Here is a 15,874-nt window from a genome sequence, read left to right as displayed (position 1 = left end):
GGTAAGGGGGTTGAGCCTGTACCCCCGATGAACGCGCTCTGCCTCGCCCGCGCTCGGACGGGTTTTCTGGACGCGACCCGAAACGAACGGAGAACTCCCGATGCGCGCAACCCTGATGTACGGCGCCGGCGACGTCCGCGTCGAGCAGGTGCCGGACCCGGTCATCAAGCGGCCCACCGACGCGCTGGTCCGCATCACCGCGTCCTGCGTCTGCGGCAGCGACCTGTGGCCGTACACCTCGATGAAACCGGCGGACGGCCCCGCCCTGATGGGGCACGAGTTCATCGGCGTCGTCGAGGACGCCGGCCCGGAGGTGACCACCCTCGCCAGGGGCGACCTGGTCGTGGCGCCGTTCGCCGTCTCCGACGGCACCTGCGTGTTCTGCCGCGAGGGCCTGCACACCTCCTGCACCGACCCGCAGGCCGGCTTCTGGACGAACGCGAGCGGCCAGGCCGAGGCGATCCGCGTCCCGCTCGCCGACGGCACCCTGGTCAGGCTGCCCGTCGAGGCGGACTCGGCGCTCGTACCGTCCCTGCTGACGCTCGCGGACGTGTTCGGCACCGGCCACCACGCGGCCCTGACCGGCGGCGTCAGCCCGCGTACCCTCGTCACCGTGATCGGTGACGGCGCCGTCGGCCTGCTGGCGGTCCTTGCGGCCAGGCGTCTGGGCGCCGAGCGGATCATCCTGATGGGACGCCACAAAGCTCGCACCGACCTCGGCCGCGAGTTCGGCGCCACCGACGTCGTCTCCGCCCGCGGCCAGGAGGGCATCGATGTGGTACGCGAGCTCACCGGCGGGCACGGCACCCACGTGGCCGTGGAGGCCGTCGGCACCATGCCGGCCTACCGGCAGGCCCTCGGCGTCGTCCGCCCGGGCGGCGTCATCAGCCGCGTCGGCATCCCCCAGTACGAGGACGCGCCCATCGGCTTCGGCAGCCTCTTCCTCCGCAACATCCGCCTGGCCGGCGGACCGGCGCCGGTCCGGGCGTACATCGAAGAACTGATGCCGGACATCCTGAACGGCTCCATCGAGCCGGGCAAGGTCTTCGACACCACCATCAGCCTCGACGCCGTCCCCGTCGCTTACCAGGACATGGCCGCCCGCAAGAGCCTCAAGGTCCTCATCAAACCCTGACCGAGATGATGCGGGGGGCCGGAGATGAGCGGCATCAGGTGCCCTGCCGCGCGAGCCGGACCGTCGATCGGGAGGTCGCCGTGGTGGTACGCCTGACCACCCTCGGCGAGGACGGCCTGCTGCCCTGATAGCGATCCGGCCAGGAGAAGTGATCGGCCGGGAACCGGATCACTGTTCGATCGCTTCGGCCAGTTCGTCACGGAACTCGGCCCCGGCCAGCGGGTTGGCGTAGTCGCGCGAGTGGACGATCAGCCCATCCCTGATCCGCATGACCATGACGTAAGAGAAGACGAAGGGCCGGCCGGATTTCGTCATGGATCCGTGGAGGTCGTACTCCACGATGACGACCTCCGGGTCGCGCGTCTCGTGGATGACGACGGGGGCGGCCTTGTCGAACCGCCGCAGCGGCGCGGCCGCCTTGAATCGGGCACGGAAGATCTCCCGCCCCCGCGATCGGGCCGGGACTCCTTCGGGCGCGAAGGGGATCTCGATCTCCGCGTCGGGGGCGTACAGGTCGGCGAGGTCGTCCCAGGCATTGGCGGCCGAAGCGCGCAGGAAACGGTCGACGACCTCGCGGGGCGAAGGGACGTTCGTGCTCATGGGACTCCTTGAGGAGATGACGGCCGTGCGGGCCGTGGATAGAATCGGAACGACCAACCCGGTTGGACGTTACGGAACGACCGCCCCGCCTGTCAAAGCGGACCCAGGAGGAGCACATGTCCGAGGAGGCCGCCCGTGGCGGCGGCGCGCCCGCGCGAGCGGACGCGCGACGCAACCGGAGCCGCGTGCTGGAGGCGGCGCGGCACGCCTTCGCGGAGATCGGCCTCGACGTGCCGCTGGACGAGATCGCCCGGCGCGCCGGAGTGGGAGCGGGAACGGTCTACCGGCATTTCCCGAGCAAGGAGGCCTTGTTCGAGGCGGTCGTGCTGGAGGGCCTGCGACAGCTCACCGAGGAGGTCGGGGCCCTGGTCGCCGCCCCCGATCCCGCCGAGGCGTTCTTCGCGGCGGTCCGCCTCACCGTCGAACGGGCCGGGCCGAACAAGGCCCTGTGCGACGCCCTGTCCACCGAGGTCGACCCGCGCCTCGCCGCGCCGGCCAGGGAGGAGTACGCGGCCGCGCTCAGCACCCTGCTCGACCGGGCCCAGCGCGCCGGCGCGGTACGTCCTGACGTCGACCCGGCCGACGTGCGCACGCTCCTGAGCGGCTGCCTGACCATGGAGGGCGGACCGGACGGCACCCCCGGCCGGGCGACGGCGATCGTCCTCGACGGACTGCGTCCCGCTCCGGCGGACGGGCGCCCTTCCCTGCCACCCGTAACGAAAGCCACCCCGTCACGAAACTCAACGACGGGCGGTGACGCTGGAGACGGTGCCGCCGAGTCCTCGACGGAGGACGATCCGCGCTGCCGCCAGTGCGGCCGGCACCTCCGCCCGGCCCGCACCGGGCGCCCGGCCCGGTTCTGCGGCTCCGCCTGCCGCCAGAAGGCCCACCGCCGCCGCACCACCGACCGCTGACGCGCCGGGACAGGCCGTCGGGGGACGGTCATCCGGCGCGGCTGACGGCGCCGCGCCGAGTACGGTGTGTGCTGTGATCCGGGTGCTGCTGGCCGACGACGAGGCGTTGATCCGCACCGGGGCGCGGGCGATCCTGGGCGCGGCCCCGGACGTGGAGGTGGTCGCCGAAGCGGCGGACGGTCACCAGGCCGTCGAGCAGACCCGCGCCTACCGTCCCGACGTGGTCCTGCTGGACATCCAGATGCCGGTGCTGGACGGGTTGAGCGCCGCGGCGGAGCTGCGGCGGGTGGCGCCGGCGACGGCGGTGGTGATGCTGACGACGTTCGGCGAGGACGAGTACGTGGCCGCCGCCCTGGAGGCGGGGTGTCGGGGTTCCTGCTCAAGTCCGGCGACCCGTACGAGCTGATGGCAGCGGTGCGCGCGGCGCACGAGGGGGCGGCGCTGTTCGGTGCGGGGTTGAGCAACGCCGAGATCGGGCGCCGCCTCTTCCTGGTGGAGGGCGCCGTCAAGGCGCACGTCTCGGCGCTGATGACCCGCGGCTACGCAGCACCCCGATGCCCGCGCCCACCGCCGCGACCGAGGTAGACCCCGGTGCCGGCCACCTGCTCGGCCGCGGCCCCGAGGACGCGGGGCAACTCCCCGTGGCGTGCCGCGGCCGTACCGACTCCTGAGGTGGTGTCGTCCAGGAAGGACTGACCAACGCGGCCAAACACGCCCCCGGATCCGTGGTCCGCGTGAGCTTACGCCGTACCGGCGACCTTCTGGAGGTGACCGTCGCCAACGGGCGAACAGACGGCCGGCGCCAGAGTCCGGCCGACCCGGCCGGCTCCGGGTACGGCCTGGACGAACGCGTCCGCCTGGCCTGCGGCGGTCTTCCTGCTCCGCGGCGGAACGTTGTGACGCCTGTCGAGCCGTCCGGCGGTGGGTTCTGGAGGCACGGTCGGCCCGGGCTCCGGCCGGGTGCTCAGGCGGCGGCTACCAGCAGGAGGGCAGCGGTGACCGGGACGAGGTACATGATCGGGTAGGCGACGGTCTTGTACGAGCGGGCGCGGAGCACGGTGACGACGGCCCCGGCGAAGTACACCACCAGGCCGATCCCGGCCAGCACGCCGATCACGGGCAGGACCAGGCCGGCCAGCAGGCCCGCCGCCCCCGCTGCCTTGGCGACGCCGAGCCAGAGCCACCAGGAGGCGGGGACACCGTACGACCGCAGCGGCTCGATGACCCACGCGGCGCGGGTGAGGATGGCATAGGCGGAGAAACCCACCCAGGCGGCGGCCAGAACGGTGACGATGAGCTGCATCATGGGGTGTCCCCTTGCTTGGATGAGGCTGAGCGGGTGCCGCAGCGGCGGTGATCGATGAGTCCGTCACCGCCTTGACCCGCCGCCGTACGGCGATGTGACCGACGACGGCTGTGACGTGCGTCATAAGCAAGCCGACGGGCAGCTGGATCGCGACGACCCGCCTGTCCGCCTCTGTCAGTCGACGGGGCGAACCCCTGGTGGGCAGGCGCCCATCACCGTCAGTCGAGGACCGCCAGCTGGAGGCGATCAAGACGATCGGGTTCGGCGATGACGTCGATGGCGGTGATGAGGTCGTCGGCGATCGTGAAGGCGAGTGCCACCCGCAGGCGGCCGTACGGAGCCATCACCAGGCCGACGGCGCCGTCCAGGAGGGCGGGTCCGGTGAACCGGGCCCGCCGCATGGCGGCCATCGCGCCCTTGGCGACGGGCTCGGCTCCGGCCACCATCACGGGTTCGGCGGTCAGCATGACGGCCCTGTCGGCGCGGAGCGTGACCTCGGGGTGGAGCAGCGTGATCAGCGCCCGGAAATCCTGGCCGCGCGTGGCCGACAGGAACGCCTCGACGATCTTCCGCCGACGAGTCAGATCGGCATGCGGAGCAGGTGCGGCGCCCCTGACCCGGCGGCGCGCACGGCTGGCCAGTTGCCGGGTCGCCTCCGGTGATCGTTCCAGCATGGGGGCGATCTCCTCGAACGGTACGGCGAACAGATCGTGCAACACGAAGGCGAGCCGCTCGGCCGGGCTCAGGGTGTCCAACACCACCAGCAGCGCCACCCCCACCGAGTCGGCCATCACCACCTCGTGTTCTGGATCACCCGCCGACGCGGGACCGAGCAGCGGATCGGCCGTCTGGATGTCCAGCGGTTCGTCGCGGCGCTGACCGCGCGAGCGCAGCATGTTCAGGCACACCCGGGCCACGATCGTGGTCAGCCATCCGATCAGGTTGTCCACCTGGCCGACATCGGCGCGGCTGGCCCGCAGCCAGGCATCCTGCAGCGCGTCGTCGGCCTCACTCAGCGAACCGAGCATCCGAAAGGCCACCGCGCGCAGGTGCGAGCGATGCTCGGCGAACCGATCCGCCAGCCACTGCTGTTCGTCCATGTCACGTTCTCCCCGTCAACCAGCGTCGAAGGGGAAGAATACTTTCCGACATATCGCCCCATAGAGGGATCTATGACGTCCGCACGAGCCCGCCGCGACGCTCACACGTCATGGGCCTCCAGTGCCTTCATGAGCGGGAGCGGGTTGATGTAGTCCCGGTAGAACACGACCTGCCCGTCGCGGACCCGGATCACGGCGATGACCCGTTGAGTGAACGGCGCTCCCGTGCCGGTGACCGTGCCGTTCGCGGTGTATTCGACGATGACCACCTCAGGATCAACCGTCTCGTGCAGCACCAGGTCGGCATACTCCTCGAAGCTGATCAGCGAACCCCGCGCGGAGAGGAACGCGGCGATCTCCGCCCGGCCGCTCAGCGTGGCCGGCCTGCCTTCCAGCCGGTACGGCCACTCGATCACGGCGTCGGGAGCCATGAGGCCGAGGAAGTGTTCATGGTCTCCCGTCCTGCCCGCCTGGAGGATGTCCGTCACCACTTTCGTTGTACGCATGTTCATTGAACCAACGTACAACGAAACTCGCGGTCGATTCAACGCCCGTACAATGAGTCGGTGAGTGAGCCGTCCCAACCCAGCCGTACGCGCGCTCAGCAGCGCATCGACACCCAGCAACGCATCCTCGCCGCGGCCCGGCAGTCCTTCGCCGAACTGGGTTACGACCACACCACCATTCGCGCCGTCGCCGCCGCGGCCGGGGTCAACGCCGGCCTGGTGATGCACTACTTCGGCAGCAAGGAACAGCTCTTCGCGCGGGCCGTCCCGGTCGAAACCCACGAACTGCCGCCCGGCGAGCCCGCCGAAGCGCTGCTCGCGATGCTGCGCAGCCGCCTCGACGACGAACCGGCGGCGTCGCTGGCACTGTTGCGTTCCGTGCTCACCCACGCCGGCGCCGGCGACGACTACCGCGACAGCGGGCGGGCCTGGCTGTCCCGGGTCGGCGAGTCCATCCCGCACCAGGACGCGGACCTGCGGGCGGGCCTGGTCACGGCCATCATCACCGGCGTGGTCATCGACCGTCACCTTCTCAAGCTGAGCGCCCTCGCCGACGCCTCCGCCGACGACATCATCGAGCTCCTGCGTCCCTGCTTCGAAAGCCTGGCGGGCGAGCACACCACCCCTTGATCGGCGCGCTCACCGTCCGCGCGCGCACGCTCCGCGAGGACGCGGAGGGCGTCGGCCCAACCCGCACACCACCAGCGCCCGCCATCCCAAGAACCGACTCGCCCACGGACGCGCCGCCCAGACCATCCTGGTCGCGTCACACTTGGGGGTTACGGCACCACGGTCCTGTCATGATCTCGGTGGTACCTCACCGATGGGATCCGCCATGCCTCCACGCTCACTCGTCCTGGTGGCCGCCTCACTCTGCGCGGGTGGCCTCGCAGTCCTGCCGTACTTCCACGACTCTGACCTGGTGCTCTTGAGGGAGCATCTGAACCATCCGTTCGCGTTCGGTGCGCTGGCCTGTCTCCTGATGGCATGCGCCGCCCTCGGGCTGCGGTGGAGATGGCTACGCGTCCTGATCGCCGTCCTTGCCGGGCTGGGCGCGAGCGGTGCGCTGTTCGTGGCATTGGTCGCCCTTTCGTTCACCGCCACCGAGGAGGCCGGCTACGTCGACGGGCCCGCCCCGTACCGGATCCGGCTCCAGCAGTCGTCGACGGGTTTCGGGCCGGACTCGGTGATGCGGCTCAGCCTCCGCAGAGACGACGGGTTGCTCAGCAAGGAGTGGGATCTCGGCTGCATCAACGACGACGACCCCGACGACGCCTTCGACTCGGTCAAGTGGACGGGGCCGAGCTCCGTGGAGATCCGGGTGACCGACGGACGAACGTTCCCCATAGCCTTGGACCCCGCCTCGGGCCGGCCCCAGTCCACCACCGCGCTCAATTGCTGACACGCTGCGGTCGCCACCGCGCTCCGTACCAGGATCGAGAGGGGCGAGGTCATCCATCCGGAAAACCCAGAGCAGGCACACGGTACGTTCCGCACCGACTGACACGTGAAGCCGCCATCGATGGCGAGGGTGGCGCCGGTGATGAAGGCGCCCTCCGGTCCGACGAGGTGAGCGACCAGAGCGGAGACCTCTTCCGGCGTGCCGATCCGAGGCAGAGCCAGCCATTTGGTCATGGCCTGGGCGGCGGACCGTCGGCGCTGCCACGACGTAGTGGCAAAGCGACATTTCGCAGGAGCACCGTGGTGATCGAGGAGACCCATCCAGCCGCTGCCGACCTGCGACTGCCGAAGGTCCTGGCAGCCCTGGCCGACCCGGCGAAACTGCTGGCCGTACGCGCCCTGGACCAGGTAGGGGAATCGCCCTGCACCCAGCTCCAGCAGACGGCCGGCCTGACGATCAGCCGCTCCACCTTCTCCCACCACCAGCGGGTGCTGCGCGAGGCCGGGGTGATCCAGGTCAGGGTGCGCGGCTCCCAGCGCATCCTGAGCCTGCGCCGCGACGACCTGGACACGTGCTTCCCCGGCCTGCTGGACGCCGTACTCGACACCGCCCCCGAACACATCGAGACCTGACCGGACTCGCACAGCTGCGCGGCTTCGTAACCGACCCGACCGGCCCAGCGGGGCTGCGACTGGCCGACGACCTGCCCGAACCCGAATCCCAAGGCAGGAAACTTCCATCGAGCCGTATCCCAAGTCCCGAGCCGAACGACGGGAAAGCCCGCTTCCCGGCTTCGAGGTCCGAAGCCGATTCTCTTGAGGATCGAAGTAGCGCAGGCCGAGTTGGGCCGCAACATGGACCGCGTACGCCGAGGTCTCCTCCGCGCGGCTCCACGCCATCGCGACGTAGACGAAGGGCCCTGCCGCCCCATGATCAGCGGAGATGCCGCCCACGGCACATCCTCCTCCGCCTCACTCTTTCTGGCCAGCGCCGCAGAAGCCGCTCCACGAGGCTGCGGGGATGCAAGGCGCCGGCTCAGCGGGATTTGGTGAGTGACCACAGGGATACCGCCATGAGCAGAGCGGTCAGCCCGCCGCAGATCATCACGGTGGAGACCGAGAAGCCATCGACGATGCGGCCGCCGAGAAGAGCGCCGAGGGCGAAGGTCGCCTGGAAGGAGGAGGTGAAGACGACCGTGGCGGCTTCGGGCGTGCGACGGGCGGCGGTGACGAACGATGCCTGCGAGCAGACCGGCACGCCTCCGTAAGCCAGGCCCCAGACCATGAGCAGCACCACGGCGCCGACGATTGTGCCGCCGACCGAGGGCAGCAGCAGGGTGGTGGCTGCGAGCAGGCAGCCGCAGGTCACGAAAGCGGCTCGCAGGCGTGTGGCGGCGACCTTGCCTGCCAGGAAGTTGCCGGCGATTCCGGCGATTCCGTACGCCAGCAGAACGGCGCTGACGGCAGCTGGAGGCAGGCGGGTGACGTCCTGAAGGAAGGGCGTGACGTAGGTGTAGGTGCCGAAGTGGGCCAAGACGATGAGAAAAGTGGACAGCAGGGCGATGGCGGCACCCCGGGTGCGCAGCAGGTCGAGGAGGACGCGAGGGCTGGTGACCTGGTGGGCGGGCAGTGGCGGCAGCAGTATCAGCAGGGCGGCCAGGACCAGGATGGCCAGCACGGCCAGGACCAGGAAGGCGGTCCTCCAGGTGGCGAGGTTGCCGATGAAGGTGCCGGCGGGTACACCGAGCACGGAGCCCAGCGGCACGGCGGAGAAGATCACAGCGGTGGCGGTGCCGACGGCGTGCGGCGGCATCAGACGGCCGGCCAGCCCGGCCCCGATCGACCAGAAGCCGCCGATGGTGAGACCGACCAGCACCCTGGAGATCAGCATGACCCAGTAGGACGTCGCCACTGCGGCCAGCACGTCGGCCACGGCCAGCACTGCCATGAGGACGCACAGCATCACGCGGCGGTCCAGGTGCGCAGTGGTCAGTGTGACGGCGGGTGCGGCGACTGCGGCGACGATGCCGGGCAGCGTCATGGTCAGCCCTGTGGTGCCGTCGGAGATGCCGAAGTCGGTGCCGATGGCGGTCAGCAGGCCGATGGGCAGGATTTCGCTGGTGACGATGGCGAAGATGCCCAGCATGAGCGAAGTGACCGCGAGCCAGCTGATGAGGGGCGAGCGGGGCCGGGCGAGCGTGGTGGTAGACATGATCCCCGTTCAGGCAGGTGTTCTGCGTGGCGTGCAGGCACCCAGCCAAGCAGTGATGAAGTAGCGGACACTGGCACGTTTCGGACGCAGCCGTCGCCATGCCTCAGTGCACCGTCAGCGGTGGCTCGTCACCGGCATGGATCCCGACGGCTGTCCGGGGGCAGTCCGGCTGAACCCCATCATTGACATCGCCCCGGCGCCGGACACGGCTCGGCTTTGGGTCCATGTCGAGCGCCGTGATCTCGCCGGCAACCAGCGCGGCGACAGGAAGACTGCCCTGATACACGAGTTGGTTCAGTAAGGGATCTTGCATTCGGAAACGTCTGAAACGACAAGATCCCGCCCGATCACGATGACCAGACGGGATCCCGTCAACTTCAGTCCGGCCGTTTCAAGAACGGCCCCTGGTGGGGTGTTCACGAGTGTGACTGGCCTGCGATAAGACAGGCTCGTCAAGATCGCTTCCCATCACGACGATGATCGCTTCCCGGACGGCTCATACGGTGAATGTCCACCCAGCCCTTAGCGATCTTCGGTCGCACTGCTTTCCCCAGGGAAGACTTCACGCGTGTGGCAGAGGAGGGGCACCCGCCTCGCCTGGCCGCGACCACGGCCGGGGACGATCCTCGTACCCGCGCGCGGCCCGCTCGCAGACCGGGCCACTGTCGCTGCCTCTGGGCAAGCCCGCGCCCTGGGTCGTGATGCCGGACTGGACGGTAACGCGGGCGTCGCCGTATCGGAGGGCTAGCTCCTCGCAGGCGGCCGTCCTGATGTGTCGCTGCCGTCATCGTCCCACTGTGGGTCGTCGATGACGACGCACGGGCCGACATCGCCGGGGACCAGGAGCGTGGCGAGCTTCCAGAACACCTTTCCGGTTACAGGGGACTCCTTCTCATCGTCCTGTTTGCCGGCGAACTCCAACACCAATGTCTTGTCCTTGCCTATAAGCCGAGGCTTGATATCCAGCCCGCCCTCCCGCATGGTGACGAGCCCGTCCGGGGTCAGGACGCTCGCTCCTCTGTTCTTCTCGCACTGCTTGCCGGACTCGAGGTACGTGATGTCCGCTCTGACGCCCGCCGCCTGCAGGTCCCGCTCCAGCCGGTCGGCGTCCTTGAACTCACGGATCTCGACCCCCACCGTGCCGTCCGCCTTCTTGCTCACCGCGTACGCCGAGCTCTCCGTGCCGGTCATCAGCGGTACGGCGATGGCCGCCGCGGCGGCGAGGCCGGCCACCGCCGCTCCCACGGAAATACGGCGAACAGTACGACGACGGCGTTCGTCCCGCGCGGCGAATTCGACTTTCAGATCCATCAGCAGCTGCTCCTCGAAACTCATGTGCCGTTTCCTTCCATGACGAAGGGCACTTCCTTGAGCGTTCGGCGCGCACGGTGCAGCCGGACCATGGCGGTCCCCGACCGGATGCCGAGGGAGCTCGCGGCTTCGGTAACTGTCAGCTGGTCGAGGACGACCAGCTCCAGTACGGCACGTTCCCCCTCAGGCAAGTCGGCCATGGCCTGGAAAGCCCGCCGAGCGGGCTGTTCCGCGTCGATCCGCTCCTCCAGCCGGGCGATGTCGTCGCCGTCCAGTGGCCGCCGCCTGCTTACGCGGTCGGTCAGCTGGGACTCCCGCAACGCCCGGCGCCGCTCGGCCGAGAGCGTGTTGCGTGCTACGCCATACAGCCACGCGACCTCGCTGCCCCGTCCCGGCCGGTAGGTGTGAGCGGACTCCATCACCGCAAGGAACACATCCGCAACCAGGTCCGCGACTGCATGAGGGTCATCGACCCGGCGGGCCAGGAATCGCGTGACTCCCTCGACGTGGCGCCGGTAGAAGGCTTCGAACGCCACGGAGTCTGTGGCGAACTCCGCCTGTTTACGACGCACCGGCCATGCTCCCTTCGTCGATCTACACCCATACTTGGTATGAAGCGATCAAAGGCTTACAAGCCGACGTTATCGACCCGTGAGTCGCACGAGCGGTGGCTGGTACTGGCTGGGGGCAGCGCTGCGCGCCGGAACGCGAACACGCTCTTGGCCGGGATCAACTCCCGCCTTTCGACTGTTCCACCGTTGACAACGCATGGCCTGAAAGATCTTTAAGCCTCGTAGTGACTGTCAGTGCTTTGCTGTTTACAGTTTGGAGTTGTTGCTGCATGGTGTGAATGCGGCAGGCGGATACGGCGGCTTCTCGTTTGGGAGGCGATGGTGACGTCACTGTGGGAACGCGTGGCCCAGGCCGAGACGACTGCGCTACGGCAGGCCGAGGACTTGCGGGCACAACTGGCCGCGGTCGAGGAACGACTGCAGCGCCTGGCCATCACGCGCGAGACGCTGACAGAGTTCGCTGGCGATCACCCCAGCGACGCCGACATGCCTGAAGACGACGCGGGCGCCGAGGCGGAATCGTCGCAGGCTGCTCACCTCGCCCCCACAAAGGAGCCGTCACCGCTACCGCCGCTGCGGGGGTTCCGGCAGCAGGTGGTGGCGTTGCTGGCCACGGCCGATAAGCCGATGCGGACACGGGAGATCGTGCAGGCCATCGGCAAGCCGGACACGCGCTCCCAGGTGGAGGGCATGCGTTCACGGCTGCAGCGGCTGGTGACTGATGGATGGCTACGCCGGGAGGCGGACGGCCTCTATGCGATCGCCGCCGGGATCAACGGCTACGTGCCGAGCGGGGAGGCCGATTGACCATCCGTTCCTGATCACGGCCATGCCGTGGACGAGCAGGGTGCCGCCGAGGGTTCAGCTCGGCGGCACCCGAGGTTGCACGAGCGACCCGAGCTAACTACCCAAAGTGGCTCACGCATTCCCGAGAGTAACCCGGATGCGGTGTCTTGGGGAGGCGTCGAGCCTGGAGTTCGCCTGCTCTGCCACCGGCAGGGCCTGGCAGGAAGGATCGACGATGCCCTCACCAGGACGGAAGCGGGTACACCGCGAATCAACTTCCTCCCAACTCACCGGGCGTGCCCGGCCACAAGCGGATGGCCAGACCGGCCTCGAGCTGGGCGATGGTGGCCACGTCCGGCCAGCAGCGTCCGGCGACCACGTCGTTGACGGTCTGCCGGTTCACCCCACTGACCTCGGCCCGCGCCACCACCAGCCTGGACGACGCCGCCATCCGCACACCGTCGGAAGAACTCACCGCGTTGATCGCCGCGCGAGAGCCGTACTTGCTGCGTCTCAAACATAGCGTGAACGCAGGCGGCAACATTCGTCTCCAGTGCCCGGCAGCAGGCACCGCCCCGTCCCTCACCTGCCCCCGCATCGACCGCCTCCACCGACGCGGGCCGTTCCGGCCCGCCGCGGTCGACCTGACCGACACCCGACAACGAGCCGCCCACCCCGCGGCCAAACCCCGCGTCCTGCCCCCCAACCCCCGACCGCAAGACCGGCGAACTGCCGAAGATCTGCCACCAGCAGACCATCACCCTGAACGCCGGCGACCTCGGCCACCTCGACAAATTCCGCCAGGATCTGACCTACTTGAGTTCCGCCTGGATCGGGACCTACAAATCTGTCCGCGCCAACACCAAGGCGTCAACGGCAGACTCAAGGGACACAACCTCGACCCTCGGCGACCCCAAGAGCCGGCTCGCCCACGGACGCGTCGCCCAGACCATCCTCGTCGCATTGCTCATCACGGTCGCCAACAACCACTTCCTCGACCAGTGGCGCCACACCCACCAGCCTCCAGACGAGCCGATCACACCCGCCGACACCCCGCAGACTCCAGTCGAGCCCTTCGACGACACGCCCCCCACAGGCCAGAGCAGGCCACCACCCACCCCATAGGCCGCAAAAGCCGCCACCCCACCGCAGCGCCCAGCCCACCATCGGCTTCGCCATGCCCAACGGCCGAATCTCGGTCCTCCACCAGCGGCCTGACACCACCCGGACCTTCTCGGACACCTGCTCCTCGGTTCCCAAACCAGGACGAACCCGATTCGAAACCCCTGAAACGACAAGATCCCGCCCGATCACGACGATCAGACGGGATCCCCTCAACTTCAGTCCAGCCGCTTCAAGAACGGCCCCTGGTGGGGTGTTCACGAGTGGATCTGGCCTGGGGCGGAGGAGGGGGCAAGGAGATCGTTTCCTGGCATGAAGATGATCGTTTTCCAGCTCCGAACGGATGCCCAGAATCCTGGAGTACAGGGCAGCGGCGTAAGGGTTCCTTGATCTGCAGTGACCTGGCGGTGGGTGCTGCGGCGGCTGGCTCGTTGACGTCGAAGTCCTGGCGCACACATGGCCCGCTCACCACGAGAACGTCCACGCCCACGGCACTCACTTCGTCGCGCCATCGGCTACGGCGCAAGACGGGCGCGGGCAGTCACCCGGTCACGCCGAGCTCGGTCAGCACGTCAGATGCGGGATCGGTGCGGTCACCGTCCAGAAGCCCGACCAGTAGGTGGACCGCGGTGACCCGGCGCGCGGGGCCGCGCTTAGCCACGACGATAGCCCGGGACAGCGCGGCCTTCGCACCGGAGGTGAAGGGCATCCGTTTCGACGGTGCCGAAATCATGGCCCGCTCGACGCCACGCGCGACTACGCCGATGCGGCAAGGGCGGCATCATCCAAGACAGCGAGCGCGGACCGCGCCGATTCGACGTCCGCCCCGAGTGCCTGTGCCGCCTCTGCTTCATGGAGCACGCCGCGGAGTAGATGTTCTGTGCCAACGCGCCGGTCGCCGCGCCGCCGCGCCTCCGCGGGTGCGTGCGCCACGACCGCGGCTTGGGCACCAGCCGTGAACCGTTCGAACGTCGCAACTCACTTCCCGTGCTTGGCGTGGGCGGACTGGCGCGAGACGCCGAGCGCGTCGCCGATCTGCTCCCAGGACCAGCCTTCGGCTCGAGCGCGGGCTACTGCGGCGGCCTCGACCTGCTCCGCGAGCCGGTGCAGGGCACCGACGGCGCGCAGCCCCACCGCCGGGTCGTGCGACCGCAGCCGGGCGACCAATTCGGGCTCCTCCATGCCTGTCAGTTTGGATTGACAAGCGATGCTTGTCAATCCAAACTGACATTCCAATACTTGAGGAGGGCTCAATGTCCAAGGCCACGTTCATCTGCGGCATCGCCGCCGGTCCGCTGTTCGTACTCAGCTTCCTCATTCAGGGCGCCGTTCGGAACGGCTACGATCCGCTGCGCCATCCGGTCAGTTCCCTCGCCCTCGGCGACCATGGCTGGGTGCAGAGCGCCACATTCCTCGTCGCCGGCGCGTTGACCACCGTCTTCACCGTCGGGCTCCGACGGAATCTGCGCCCAGGGCCCGGCAGGCTATGGGGCCCACTGCTCGTGGGCGTGTGGGCGCTCGGCCTCGCCGGCGCCGGCCTGTTCACCACGGACCCGGTGAGCGGATACCCGGCTGGCAGCCCGGATCTGCTGCCTGCCTACGGCAGCACCCAGGCGGCCCTGCACGACGCTGTGTCACTGGTCGCCTTCGTCGCATTCCTGGGGGCCTGCATCGTGTTCGCCCGCCGGTTCGCCGCCGACGACCGGCAGGGCTGGGCGCTGTACTCGACCGTGACCGCCATCGTCGTCCTCGTCGCCCTCGGACTCTCAAACGCGGCCTTCGCCCAATCGCCGAACCTCGTGGCCTTCGGCGGCCTGTTCCAGCGAATCATGATCGCTGCAGCCTGGTCATGGCTGACCCTGCTCGCCCATGACATGTATGGCAACAGTGAGCGATCAAGGTGAGCGCCCGCATCCGTTAGCCGATCGCGTATCGGACACCGGGCTGGACGAACCGGAGAGGATGCCGACCAGCATCGGGGTTGAGGAACCGGCGGGAAGCCGTTATGTGCGACCGCCCCAGATGCCCCGCCATCGGCACTTCCCGCTCTTCGCCCACCTTCGGCGACGCGCCCGCGGCGGCATCCGGGAGACGTTGGACCTTGCTGAGGGTTGTGGCCGGTGATGTCCTGGCCGGCTTCTCGTCACCGACCTCCAGAAAGACAGGATCCGCCATCCCTACGGCGGGCGCATGGAGACTGGCTGTCCGCCCTCCCTTCCGGCTCGTGAAGGCGCAGCGCCATATGCAGGTGTTGATCTTGATTGTGGTAGTGACTGCCAGAACTTCCCCGCTTACAGTGTGGAGTTGTTGGACCACATGGCGTGAAGCGGATCGGATGGGCGCGTCTGCGCTCTTTCGTGGAGGGCGACGTGACGCCACTGTTGGAACGTTTGGCCCAGGCCGAGGCGGCTGTCACCGAGAAAGCGGCTGAGCTGCGTGAGCAACTGGCCGCGGCGGAGGAACAGCTCCGGCGCCTGTCCATCACCCGCGAGACGCTGCTGGCATTGTCGGCCCAGAACGAGCAGGTGGCGGGGTCGGGCGAGTCAGGCGCCGAGGAACCAATCGAGGCAGGCAAGGGGCATGAGCCGGACGGCCCAGCCGGGCCTTCAGGCGGGACTGCGGCGCTGCCGGAGTTGCGCGGGGTTCGCCGGCAGACGGTGGCGTTGCTGGCCACGGCGCAGCGGCCGATGCGGGTCCGGGATGTGGTGGTGGCGCTGGGGCAGCCGGACGACCGGGGGAAGGTGGAGTCGATGCGGTCGCGGTTGCTGCGGCTGGCCGCCGATGGATGGCTGACCCGCTGTGAGGGCGGCACCTACGCGATCGCCTCGGGCGTGAACGGCAACGCCCCAGCCTGGGAGGGAAGTGAACCGATAGCTCCGTGAGCGACCGAAGCGGGGTGCCGCCGAGAT

At 68.9% G+C, this 15,874-nt stretch carries 21 protein-coding genes and 2 pseudogenes; 11 read left to right on the top strand and 12 right to left on the bottom strand.

Going from position 1 to position 15,874, the window contains the following annotated elements; translation table 11 throughout:
* Positions 1 to 100 precede the first annotated feature (100 nt).
* Both OIE67_RS53540 and OIE67_RS53535 read left to right on the top strand, forming a co-directional pair.
* On the top strand, positions 101 to 1,135 hold the full coding sequence (locus OIE67_RS53540; protein WP_326634864.1) for a zinc-binding dehydrogenase: 1,035 nt from the start codon (positions 101 to 103) through the stop codon (positions 1,133 to 1,135).
* A 5-nt stretch (positions 1,136 to 1,140) separates the two neighbouring features.
* Positions 1,141 to 1,263 (top strand): hypothetical protein, encoded by a 123-nt coding sequence (locus tag OIE67_RS53535; protein WP_326634863.1) that lies wholly within the window; start codon positions 1,141 to 1,143, stop codon positions 1,261 to 1,263.
* 40 nt (positions 1,264 to 1,303) lie between these two features.
* Here OIE67_RS53535 and OIE67_RS53530 read toward each other — a convergent pair whose 3' ends face one another.
* The gene (locus tag OIE67_RS53530; RefSeq protein WP_326634862.1) at positions 1,304 to 1,735 is read right to left on the bottom strand and encodes a nuclear transport factor 2 family protein; all 432 of its coding nucleotides are present in this window, start codon (positions 1,733 to 1,735) and stop codon (positions 1,304 to 1,306) included.
* A gap of 116 nt (positions 1,736 to 1,851) precedes the next feature.
* Here OIE67_RS53530 and OIE67_RS53525 point away from each other — a divergent pair, with 116 nt between their 5' ends.
* Together OIE67_RS53525 and OIE67_RS53520 are read left to right on the top strand one after the other, a co-directional pair.
* Positions 1,852 to 2,649 (top strand): TetR/AcrR family transcriptional regulator, encoded by a 798-nt coding sequence (locus OIE67_RS53525; protein ID WP_326634861.1) that lies wholly within the window; start codon positions 1,852 to 1,854, stop codon positions 2,647 to 2,649.
* Between the two features lie 73 nt (positions 2,650 to 2,722).
* Positions 2,723 to 3,234, top strand: a pseudogene (locus OIE67_RS53520) (response regulator).
* Between the two features lie 379 nt (positions 3,235 to 3,613).
* On the opposite strand, the gene OIE67_RS53515 reads toward OIE67_RS53520, so the two are convergent.
* From OIE67_RS53515 to OIE67_RS53505, 3 genes are all read right to left on the bottom strand, one after another.
* Positions 3,614 to 3,955, bottom strand: a complete 342-nt coding sequence (locus OIE67_RS53515) for a DoxX family protein (RefSeq protein ID WP_326634860.1) — start codon at positions 3,953 to 3,955, stop codon at positions 3,614 to 3,616.
* A 218-nt stretch (positions 3,956 to 4,173) separates the two neighbouring features.
* Positions 4,174 to 5,055: a sigma-70 family RNA polymerase sigma factor gene (locus OIE67_RS53510; RefSeq protein ID WP_326634859.1), complete on the bottom strand. Its 882-nt coding sequence runs from the start codon at positions 5,053 to 5,055 to the stop codon at positions 4,174 to 4,176.
* 101 nt (positions 5,056 to 5,156) lie between these two features.
* On the bottom strand, positions 5,157 to 5,567 hold the full coding sequence (locus tag OIE67_RS53505) for a nuclear transport factor 2 family protein (protein ID WP_326634858.1): 411 nt from the start codon (positions 5,565 to 5,567) through the stop codon (positions 5,157 to 5,159).
* 54 nt (positions 5,568 to 5,621) lie between these two features.
* Here OIE67_RS53505 and OIE67_RS53500 point away from each other — a divergent pair, with 54 nt between their 5' ends.
* Both OIE67_RS53500 and OIE67_RS53495 read left to right on the top strand, forming a co-directional pair.
* Positions 5,622 to 6,191 carry a TetR family transcriptional regulator gene (locus tag OIE67_RS53500; RefSeq protein WP_326634857.1) on the top strand — a complete coding sequence of 190 codons (570 nt, stop codon included), beginning with the start codon at positions 5,622 to 5,624 and terminating at the stop codon, positions 6,189 to 6,191.
* A gap of 205 nt (positions 6,192 to 6,396) precedes the next feature.
* Complete coding sequence (locus OIE67_RS53495) at positions 6,397 to 6,963, top strand: hypothetical protein (protein ID WP_326645834.1); 567 nt, start codon at positions 6,397 to 6,399, stop codon at positions 6,961 to 6,963.
* A gap of 116 nt (positions 6,964 to 7,079) precedes the next feature.
* Here OIE67_RS53495 and OIE67_RS53490 read toward each other — a convergent pair.
* A pseudogene (locus OIE67_RS53490) lies at positions 7,080 to 7,283 on the bottom strand (hypothetical protein); the annotation flags it as partial.
* Between OIE67_RS53490 and OIE67_RS53485 the strand changes: the two are divergent.
* A complete protein-coding gene (locus OIE67_RS53485) occupies positions 7,263 to 7,595 on the top strand; it encodes an ArsR/SmtB family transcription factor (protein ID WP_326634856.1) in 333 nt (110 codons plus the stop codon). The pseudogene OIE67_RS53490 and the gene OIE67_RS53485 overlap by 21 nt on opposite strands.
* Positions 7,596 to 7,998: 403 nt before the next feature.
* Here the strand turns inward: OIE67_RS53485 and OIE67_RS53480 are convergent, their stop codons facing one another.
* The 3 genes from OIE67_RS53480 to OIE67_RS53470 form a co-directional block, all read right to left on the bottom strand.
* Entirely contained in the window at positions 7,999 to 9,174 is a 1,176-nt protein-coding gene (locus OIE67_RS53480) for an MFS transporter (RefSeq protein WP_326634855.1), read from the bottom strand.
* A 744-nt stretch (positions 9,175 to 9,918) separates the two neighbouring features.
* Positions 9,919 to 10,509: a hypothetical protein gene (locus OIE67_RS53475; protein ID WP_326634854.1), complete on the bottom strand. Its 591-nt coding sequence runs from the start codon at positions 10,507 to 10,509 to the stop codon at positions 9,919 to 9,921.
* Entirely contained in the window at positions 10,506 to 11,057 is a 552-nt protein-coding gene (locus tag OIE67_RS53470) for an RNA polymerase sigma factor (RefSeq protein ID WP_326634853.1), read from the bottom strand. Before OIE67_RS53470 ends, OIE67_RS53475 begins: the two co-directional genes overlap by 4 nt.
* Before the next feature lie 318 nt (positions 11,058 to 11,375).
* Here OIE67_RS53470 and OIE67_RS53465 point away from each other — a divergent pair, with 318 nt between their 5' ends.
* On the top strand, positions 11,376 to 11,864 hold the full coding sequence (locus tag OIE67_RS53465; protein ID WP_326634852.1) for a hypothetical protein: 489 nt from the start codon (positions 11,376 to 11,378) through the stop codon (positions 11,862 to 11,864).
* A 250-nt stretch (positions 11,865 to 12,114) separates the two neighbouring features.
* Here OIE67_RS53465 and OIE67_RS53460 read toward each other — a convergent pair whose 3' ends face one another.
* Positions 12,115 to 12,318 carry a hypothetical protein gene (locus tag OIE67_RS53460; protein WP_326634851.1) on the bottom strand — a complete coding sequence of 68 codons (204 nt, stop codon included), beginning with the start codon at positions 12,316 to 12,318 and terminating at the stop codon, positions 12,115 to 12,117.
* Between the two features lie 488 nt (positions 12,319 to 12,806).
* Between OIE67_RS53460 and OIE67_RS53455 the strand changes: the two genes are divergently transcribed.
* On the top strand, positions 12,807 to 12,968 hold the full coding sequence (locus OIE67_RS53455) for a hypothetical protein (RefSeq protein WP_326634850.1): 162 nt from the start codon (positions 12,807 to 12,809) through the stop codon (positions 12,966 to 12,968).
* Between the two features lie 538 nt (positions 12,969 to 13,506).
* Here OIE67_RS53455 and OIE67_RS53450 read toward each other — a convergent pair.
* The 3 genes from OIE67_RS53450 to OIE67_RS53445 are packed head-to-tail and all read right to left on the bottom strand — an operon-like array spanning position 13,507 to position 14,147.
* The gene (locus OIE67_RS53450; protein ID WP_326634849.1) at positions 13,507 to 13,674 is read right to left on the bottom strand and encodes a hypothetical protein; all 168 of its coding nucleotides are present in this window, start codon (positions 13,672 to 13,674) and stop codon (positions 13,507 to 13,509) included.
* A gap of 47 nt (positions 13,675 to 13,721) precedes the next feature.
* Positions 13,722 to 13,898: a Clp protease N-terminal domain-containing protein gene (locus OIE67_RS55715; protein ID WP_364673465.1), complete on the bottom strand. Its 177-nt coding sequence runs from the start codon at positions 13,896 to 13,898 to the stop codon at positions 13,722 to 13,724.
* Positions 13,899 to 13,943: 45 nt separating this feature from the next.
* Positions 13,944 to 14,147, bottom strand: coding sequence for a helix-turn-helix domain-containing protein (locus OIE67_RS53445; protein WP_326634848.1), 204 nt, complete (start codon positions 14,145 to 14,147; stop codon positions 13,944 to 13,946).
* Between the two features lie 71 nt (positions 14,148 to 14,218).
* Between OIE67_RS53445 and OIE67_RS53440 the strand changes: the two genes are divergently transcribed.
* Positions 14,219 to 14,869 (top strand): DUF998 domain-containing protein, encoded by a 651-nt coding sequence (locus tag OIE67_RS53440; protein WP_326634847.1) that lies wholly within the window; start codon positions 14,219 to 14,221, stop codon positions 14,867 to 14,869.
* Positions 14,870 to 15,286: 417 nt separating this feature from the next.
* A complete protein-coding gene (locus OIE67_RS53435) occupies positions 15,287 to 15,847 on the top strand; it encodes a hypothetical protein (protein WP_326634846.1) in 561 nt (186 codons plus the stop codon).
* The last annotated feature ends 27 nt before the right edge of the window (positions 15,848 to 15,874 follow it).

This window comes from Nonomuraea fuscirosea (assembly GCF_035917475.1).
Taxonomy (GTDB): Bacteria; Actinomycetota; Actinomycetes; order Streptosporangiales; family Streptosporangiaceae; genus Nonomuraea; species Nonomuraea fuscirosea.
Note: the sequence above shows the minus strand (reverse complement) of the source record. Positions and strands in the feature narration are given on the sequence as shown.

Excerpts from the sequence above, each read along its gene's own strand:
- OIE67_RS53540 (WP_326634864.1), top strand. The coding sequence starts at position 101 with ATGCGCGCAACCCTGATGTACGGCGCCGGCGACGTCCGCGTCGAGCAG.
- OIE67_RS53535 (WP_326634863.1), top strand. The coding sequence starts at position 1,141 with ATGATGCGGGGGGCCGGAGATGAGCGGCATCAGGTGCCCTGCCGCGCG.
- OIE67_RS53530 (WP_326634862.1), bottom strand. The coding sequence starts at position 1,735 with ATGAGCACGAACGTCCCTTCGCCCCGCGAGGTCGTCGACCGTTTCCTG.
- OIE67_RS53525 (WP_326634861.1), top strand. The coding sequence starts at position 1,852 with ATGTCCGAGGAGGCCGCCCGTGGCGGCGGCGCGCCCGCGCGAGCGGAC.
- OIE67_RS53515 (WP_326634860.1), bottom strand. The coding sequence starts at position 3,955 with ATGATGCAGCTCATCGTCACCGTTCTGGCCGCCGCCTGGGTGGGTTTC.
- OIE67_RS53510 (WP_326634859.1), bottom strand. The coding sequence starts at position 5,055 with ATGGACGAACAGCAGTGGCTGGCGGATCGGTTCGCCGAGCATCGCTCG.
- OIE67_RS53505 (WP_326634858.1), bottom strand. The coding sequence starts at position 5,567 with ATGAACATGCGTACAACGAAAGTGGTGACGGACATCCTCCAGGCGGGC.
- OIE67_RS53495 (WP_326645834.1), top strand. The coding sequence starts at position 6,397 with ATGCCTCCACGCTCACTCGTCCTGGTGGCCGCCTCACTCTGCGCGGGT.
- OIE67_RS53480 (WP_326634855.1), bottom strand. The coding sequence starts at position 9,174 with ATGTCTACCACCACGCTCGCCCGGCCCCGCTCGCCCCTCATCAGCTGG.
- OIE67_RS53475 (WP_326634854.1), bottom strand. The coding sequence starts at position 10,509 with ATGAGTTTCGAGGAGCAGCTGCTGATGGATCTGAAAGTCGAATTCGCC.
- OIE67_RS53465 (WP_326634852.1), top strand. The coding sequence starts at position 11,376 with ATGGTGACGTCACTGTGGGAACGCGTGGCCCAGGCCGAGACGACTGCG.
- OIE67_RS53450 (WP_326634849.1), bottom strand. The coding sequence starts at position 13,674 with ATGCCCTTCACCTCCGGTGCGAAGGCCGCGCTGTCCCGGGCTATCGTC.
- OIE67_RS53445 (WP_326634848.1), bottom strand. The coding sequence starts at position 14,147 with ATGGAGGAGCCCGAATTGGTCGCCCGGCTGCGGTCGCACGACCCGGCG.
- OIE67_RS53440 (WP_326634847.1), top strand. The coding sequence starts at position 14,219 with ATGTCCAAGGCCACGTTCATCTGCGGCATCGCCGCCGGTCCGCTGTTC.